The organism is Bacteroides sp., assembly GCF_019417265.1.
Classification (GTDB): domain Bacteria; phylum Bacteroidota; class Bacteroidia; order Bacteroidales; family Bacteroidaceae; genus Phocaeicola.
On record NZ_DXVR01000124.1, the window covers coordinates 1 to 6,499 of the forward strand.

General features: G+C 41.7%; 6 protein-coding genes and 1 riboswitch. All 6 genes read right to left on the minus strand.

Annotated elements, in window-relative coordinates:
* Window positions 1–396 precede the first annotated feature (396 nt).
* Complete coding sequence (locus tag QZ379_RS11600; protein ID WP_291564855.1) at window positions 397–972, minus strand: GIY-YIG nuclease family protein; 576 nt, start codon at window positions 970–972, stop codon at window positions 397–399.
* A 441-nt stretch (window positions 973–1,413) separates the two neighbouring features.
* Window positions 1,414–2,541 (minus strand): 2-iminoacetate synthase ThiH, encoded by a 1,128-nt coding sequence (gene thiH / locus QZ379_RS11605; protein WP_291564858.1) that lies wholly within the window; start codon window positions 2,539–2,541, stop codon window positions 1,414–1,416.
* An 11-nt stretch (window positions 2,542–2,552) separates the two neighbouring features.
* The gene (thiC, locus tag QZ379_RS11610) at window positions 2,553–4,244 is read right to left on the minus strand and encodes a phosphomethylpyrimidine synthase ThiC (RefSeq protein ID WP_291564861.1); all 1,692 of its coding nucleotides are present in this window, start codon (window positions 4,242–4,244) and stop codon (window positions 2,553–2,555) included.
* Window positions 4,245–4,258: 14 nt separating this feature from the next.
* The gene (locus QZ379_RS11615; protein ID WP_291564864.1) at window positions 4,259–5,035 is read right to left on the minus strand and encodes a thiazole synthase; all 777 of its coding nucleotides are present in this window, start codon (window positions 5,033–5,035) and stop codon (window positions 4,259–4,261) included.
* 55 nt (window positions 5,036–5,090) lie between these two features.
* The gene (locus QZ379_RS11620; RefSeq protein WP_291564867.1) at window positions 5,091–5,735 is read right to left on the minus strand and encodes a thiamine phosphate synthase; all 645 of its coding nucleotides are present in this window, start codon (window positions 5,733–5,735) and stop codon (window positions 5,091–5,093) included.
* Between the two features lie 4 nt (window positions 5,736–5,739).
* Window positions 5,740–5,940 carry a sulfur carrier protein ThiS gene (gene thiS, locus QZ379_RS11625; RefSeq protein WP_291564870.1) on the minus strand — a complete coding sequence of 67 codons (201 nt, stop codon included), beginning with the start codon at window positions 5,938–5,940 and terminating at the stop codon, window positions 5,740–5,742.
* Between the two features lie 84 nt (window positions 5,941–6,024).
* Window positions 6,025–6,125: riboswitch (TPP riboswitch) on the minus strand.
* Window positions 6,126–6,499 lie beyond the last annotated feature (374 nt).

The following is a 6,499-nucleotide window of genomic DNA, read 5'->3' on the forward strand; positions in this document are numbered from 1 at the left end:
GTTAAGTTGGAAGTTCATAATTTGTTTTAGTTTTTACTTAAGTTTAGAATTTTAGTATCTGTAATTATAACCTCTTTTAACTTCTGCTAGTTATGGTAAAACCAAATTGAATGTTAACGAAGTTAACTTGTTTTATTGTATTTTCTTGGCTTATTATGTGTTTGTAAAGCAATTATATCATTCCACGAATACAGTTTGAATGGTCTTCGAACTTCTTTCAAACATTGTTTAAACGTCGTTTAAATGTTACTTAAATATAGTAAATAGACTCATTTTTTTGTGTGAAAGATGTGAAGGTGAAACGATGTATGAATTTACTATAGTATCACCGTAACATCAGCCGACTGGCAGTAAAAAACTGTGACTTTATTGTTTTGATTTCTAAATCCTACATTTTTAGTTTTTATTTAATGCACATGCTTCTTTCCCTAAAATATTTTTGACTCTTTGTTCAATATCAATTGCCGCTTTCTCTGAAATATTAATAGATAATACTTTTAGGATTGACCATACAAAATTATCTCTTGCATAATTGGGATCATCATCTAATAATTTCTTCAATACAACGTTTTTTCCATGTCCATTTGTATTTGCATATTCTTTCCATCTTCCCCATAATCCTTCTTTATTATCAGATGAGTTTCTGTTATATGATGAACCAACATATAGCTTTCCTGTTTTTCTATCTGAGATGATATAAATGGCATTTATAGAAGATAGCATTTGTTTCCACGTTAAATATTCTTTGTCTATAATGATATTTTTAAGCTCTGACAACGTAAGGGATACATTGTCATAACCAGGAAACAAATAATCATATCCGGGTGTGATCTCAATAACATTTTTGTCATTATTTGTATTTAACCATTGAACCCAATTGCGTGCTTTGCCCCAATCAATTATAACCCTTTCTTTTAATTCTTCAAAGCATTCAAACTCTGATAAATCATAATGATATTTATTTCCTATCATATTGGGGGCACCATTTATTTTGAATACTCCAATAAATCTTGCCGTATTATTCGTTTCTCCTATAAACGAAATGATATATTCCGCTCCCTTATAGACATCTTTGTGTTGTTCTGCCTGATATTCTAAGAATGTATCTTTGTTATTCCTATACCAAGTATAAGGATCTCCATCAACAATTTCCCCATTAATAGTTTTTTTGTACGGTCATCTTTATGACGGACTAATTTTATTCTTTTTCCTATAAGTTCTTTGCTTCTTAATTCCAATAGTTCTTTAATAGTAATTATAGCCATAGCATATTATTTTAAGTTTACTTGGTCTAAAAATAAAGATAATGTCCGAATATGCCAAATTTAATTCCCTATACTTTATAGAAAGACGTATTAACATTGGCAATCAGAGTTTGATATTATGCTAATACGTCTTTGATTATTTCAGAAATTAATATTTACCTATCATATCGAACGATGCGTCCCAGTCTTTCCATACCGGTTCGCGTCCCAATGATTTGAGAGCTTTTTCCATCTCGACGGCTGTGCGTTCATCGCTTACATGGAATTGCTCCAGTGCCTGAGGATATGTGTAGTAACCTCCCGGTTCAGTCTTGCTTTCCGCACTCATAGTTGTAACACCAAGTGAAGCCATATTGTCGCGGATATATGCCGGCTCGCGTGTAGAGTAGGAGATATCTACATCGTGGTCGAATATACGCATGGCGAAAGTAACCTGAGCCAGTTCCTTGTCGCTCATTATGACGTTAGGCTGGAAGCCCTCGTTCTCTGCCGGACGCATACGCGGGAAATTCACACTGTATTTGGTCTTCCAGTAATGTTTCTGCAGATAGCGAAGATGGTATGCCATCATGGTTACGTCTGTACGCCAGTCTTCCAGTCCGATAAGTACACCCATACCGATGGAATGAACTCCGGCCTGTCCCATACGGTCGAAACCGTTTAGTCGCCATTCAAATTTCGATTTCATTCCGCGTGGGTGGTAGATATTGTATCTGGCTTTGTTGTATGTTTCCTGGAAACAGATAACTCCGTTCAGTCCGTGTGTTACCAGCTCGGCATATTCCTCAGTCTTAAGAGGCATTACCTCAATCTTAAGATTTGAGAAATAAGGTTTTGCCAGGTCAAGTGCTTTGGCGATGTATGGAACGCCTGCCTTTGCCGGATTCTCACCGGTTACGATAAGCAGGTTCTCAAACGGACCGAGTTTCTTTATGGCTTTATATTCGTTCTCTATTTCCTCCGGTGTAAGTATGGTGCGTGCCATAGGGTTGCTGATGTGGAATCCGCAGTATACACATGAGTTTGTACATGAGTTTGTTATATACAATGGTATAAACATTGACATTGTACGTCCGAAACGTTCCTCAGTATATTTCTTGCTGAGTCGCGCCATCGGTTCAAGATATTTTTCGGCAGCCGGAGAGATGAGTGCCATGAAGTCATCTACATCACAACGACTCTTACCGAGAGCACGTATCACGTCTGCTTCGGTCTTGGAGTAGATGGCTTTGGTAGTCTCCTCCCAACTTATTTTTTCAAGTTCGTCACTAAACATGATTTTTAGTTTTAAATATTCTTTAAATCCCTGCTAAGCTTCATCGCGCAGAAGTTAGGACCGCACATAGTACAGTATTCACCGTCAGTATGGCGTCCTTCGTTGAAATATTCAAGAGCACGGTCAGGGTCCAGTGAAAGATGGAACTGGTCGCGCCAACGGAATTCGTAGCGGGCCTTGCTGAGTGCGTTGTCGCGAATCTGTGCTCCAGGATGTCCTTTTGCAAGGTCGGCGGCATGAGCGGCAATCTTGTATGTGATAACACCGGTGCGTACATCCTCGCGGTTAGGCAATCCGAGGTGCTCCTTTGGAGTTACATAGCAAAGCATTGCGGTACCCAGCCATCCTATCTGGGCAGCACCGATGGCTGATGTGATGTGATCGTAACCCGGAGCGATATCTGTTACAAGAGGGCCGAGTGTATAGAACGGGGCATTGTGGCACGACTTGATCTGGCGTTCCATGTTCTCCTGTATCTTGTGCAAAGGTACATGTCCAGGTCCTTCGATGAATGCCTGTACGTTCTTTTCCCATGCGCGGAGTACAAGTTCACCTAATGTGTCGAGTTCAGCAAACTGTGCCTCGTCGTTGGCATCGTAGATTGAGCCGGGACGGAGACCGTCGCCCAATGAAACTGCTACGTCATACTGTGCGAGGATATCGCAAATCTCGTCGAAATGCTCATAAAGGAAAGACTCCTTATTATATATCTTACACCATTTGCTCATGATACTTCCGCCACGGCTTACGATGCCGCAAAGACGCTTGTCGGCAAGGTGAACATTGTGCAGACGAATTCCGGCATGGATAGTGAAATAGTCAACACCCTGCTCGCACTGTTCTATCAGTGTATCCTTATATATCTCCCAGTTGAGGTCTTCCACCTTACCGTTTACTTTCTCCAAAGCCTGATAGATAGGCACAGTACCTACCGGAACAGGGCAGTTGCGTACAATCCATTCGCGGGTTTCGTGGATGTTTGCACCTGTAGAAAGGTCCATCAGTGTGTCGCCGCCCCATTTGCAGCTCCATACAGCCTTGTCCACTTCCTCATCAATGCTTGAAGTAGTGGCAGAGTTACCGATGTTGGTATTGATTTTCACAAGGAAGTTGCGTCCTATAATCATAGGTTCCGATTCCGGGTGATTGATATTTGCAGGCAATACGGCACGTCCGGCAGCAATCTCGTCGCGTACAAATTCCGGAGTGATATATGTTTCGATACCAAGTTCGCGGCAGTTCATGTTCTCGCGGATGGCTACATATTCCATTTCAGGAGTTACGATACCCTGCTTGGCATAGTACATCTGAGTACAGCATTTACCTTCCTTAGCACGGTATGGCAATGCGATATGTTCAAAGCGGAGATGGTCGAGCGACTTGTCGTCACGGCGCATCTTTCCGTATTCTGAAGTGATTGAAGGCAACTGTTCCACATCACCGCGTGATGTAATCCAGCTCTCACGCATACGTGGCAATCCTTTCTTCAGGTCTATCTCAATATTTGGATCGCTGAAAGGACCGCTTGTATCATATATATATACAGGGGCGTTCGGTGTCATCACTTTCTTGCCATCAACGATGTTGACAGTAGGAGTGAGGTTTACTTTCTGCATACCTACTTTCACGAAAGGGAACATTGTACCTTGCATGTAGGCTTTTTCTGCATGGGCGTATGCTTTTTTTTCTTTTTCTTTGTCCATGTGAATTGTAAAGTTTATTCGTTTAGGAATGAAGTTAAAGGAGATGAAGCTGAAGCTACAAGGTTGTCAGCCTGGATACCCAATCCTGCTTCGTATGCACGGCGACCGGCGATGACAGCTTCCTTGAATGCGATAGCCATTTCCACAGGATTACCTGCAACGGCGATTGCTGTGTTTACAAGGCAGGCTGCTGCACCCATTTCCATAGCTTCGGCAGCATGGCTTGGAGCACCGATACCTGCATCAACTACTACAGGAACATTGCTCTGTTCGATTATGATACGGAGGAAATCGCGAGTCTGTAATCCCTTGTTTGTACCTATAGGAGCAGCAAGAGGCATCACAGTAGCGGCACCTGCTTCTTCCAGACGCTTGCAAAGTGTAGGGTCAGCCTGACAGTAAGGGAGGACTACGAAACCGAGTTTTACCAGTTCTTCTGTCGCTTTAAGTGTCTCTGTAGAGTCCGGCAACAGGTAACGAGGGTCAGGATGAATTTCCAGTTTCAGCCAGTTAGTTCCGAATGCCTCACGGGCCATCTGTGCGGCAAAGACAGCTTCTTCCGCTGTACGTACACCCGAAGTGTTTGGCAACAGCTGTATATGAGGATGAACGATATGGCGCAACATGTCGTCTTCCTTGTCATCGAGTTCGATACGTTTCATGGCTACAGTCACCATTTCTGTGCCTGATGCTAAGATGGCTTCTTCCATCTGCTGGTTTGAGTTGAATTTTCCTGTTCCCAGGAAAAGGTGGGAATCGAATTCACGACCCGCAATAATAAGTTTTTCCATATATGTTGTGAGTTTTTGAGTTCTTAAGTTCTTGAGTTTTTAAGTTTGATAAAATTTAACAACTGCTTCTCTCCACCATCTCCACAATTTCCCTCGTTTCTTCTACCGGATTTTCAGCTCTTAATATAGTCCCGCTCAGTGCGATGCCCGTCACTCCGGTTTGCATTATTTCCGGAATATCATCAATCGTGATACCGCCTATTGCCACTATCGGCAGGCTGATACCTTCGGCTTTCATCTGACCGGTGATGGAACGGTATCCTTCAAGACCTAATATCGGGCTTAATTTCTTCTTGGTAGTCGTGAAACGGAACGGGCCGCAGCCTATATAGTCGGCACCAGAAAGGTAATGTGCCTTAACGTCATCGAAAGTATTGGCTGTTCCACCTATAATGAAATCATTTCCCAATATCTTTCTTGCTTCAGCTATAGGCATATCGTTCTTTCCGAGATGTACACCGTCGGCTTTCAGCTTTTTTACCAGTTCTACACGGTCGTCTATGATGAAAGTCGCGCTATATTGTCTGCACAGTTCTTGAACCTTTATAGCGATAGCTTCTACTTCCTCGTCGGAAGCATCCTTCATGCGCAGTTGAATCCATCGGCAACCGCCTTCGAGAGCCATACGGACAGAATCTAAGTAAGAATACTGTTCGGTGAAATGAGTGATGAACTGAAGTTTGAATGCTTTTTTATCCATATCATTATCCTCCGCAAGCTGCTTTTATGATAACAAGACTGTCGCCTTCCTTGATTTCCTGTTCAGCCCACTGACCGCGCGGAATCATACGGTTATTAAGAGCAACTGCCACTCCCTGCTGTGGAAGTTCAAGCTGTTGTGCAAGCGATGCAACATTATTGCCTTGGGTGAGTTCTGTCTCTTTGTTGTTTACTTTTATTTTCATAAATGACTGGTTTTAAAGTGTTCGTCAAAGCAAACACAAAGAGAATGTAAGAATTACAGTTTGAGAGAATATCTTATGACGGATGTCTTTTTTGAGGACAATCCCTTCGTCGGCATTAACCGCATCAGGTTCATAGGGTATAATCTCAGCCCGGGTCAGTTCTTTAGGCACCCCTTTGTCTTTACTTCGGACGCAAAGTTAAACAAAAGATTGAAAAAGCGGATAATAATTTACTTTTTTCTACTTTTTAAAGTTGTTTTATTATATGGTTTGATGTCCTGATTATTGATTTGTATTTGAGGGATAGTTCGCTTAATTGTAGATGGATGTATATTGGTATGCTTATGCCGTCACGATGAAAAACTATATTTTTGTATTTTGAACCAGAAGGCTCTGAAGCTTAAAATAAAACTTGCCCGCATTCGAATTAAAACGTGGGCAAGTTTTAGATAAAATAACGGTTCGTTTTTTTCAGACTTCTTTGAGCTTATTCTGACGCTAAATTTTAGACTTGACTAATATAATAAAAAAAGTTTGTTTATGAGTATTCTTAAAACAC

Coding starts and splice junctions, on each gene's coding strand:
- thiS (WP_291564870.1), bottom strand. CDS start 5,940: ATGAAAATAAAAGTAAACAACAAAGAGACAGAACTCACCCAAGGCAAT.
- thiH (WP_291564858.1), bottom strand. CDS start 2,541: ATGTTTAGTGACGAACTTGAAAAAATAAGTTGGGAGGAGACTACCAAA.
- QZ379_RS11600 (WP_291564855.1), bottom strand. CDS start 972: ATGATAGGAAATAAATATCATTATGATTTATCAGAGTTTGAATGCTTT.
- QZ379_RS11620 (WP_291564867.1), bottom strand. CDS start 5,735: ATGGATAAAAAAGCATTCAAACTTCAGTTCATCACTCATTTCACCGAA.
- thiC (WP_291564861.1), bottom strand. CDS start 4,244: ATGGACAAAGAAAAAGAAAAAAAAGCATACGCCCATGCAGAAAAAGCC.
- QZ379_RS11615 (WP_291564864.1), bottom strand. CDS start 5,035: ATGGAAAAACTTATTATTGCGGGTCGTGAATTCGATTCCCACCTTTTC.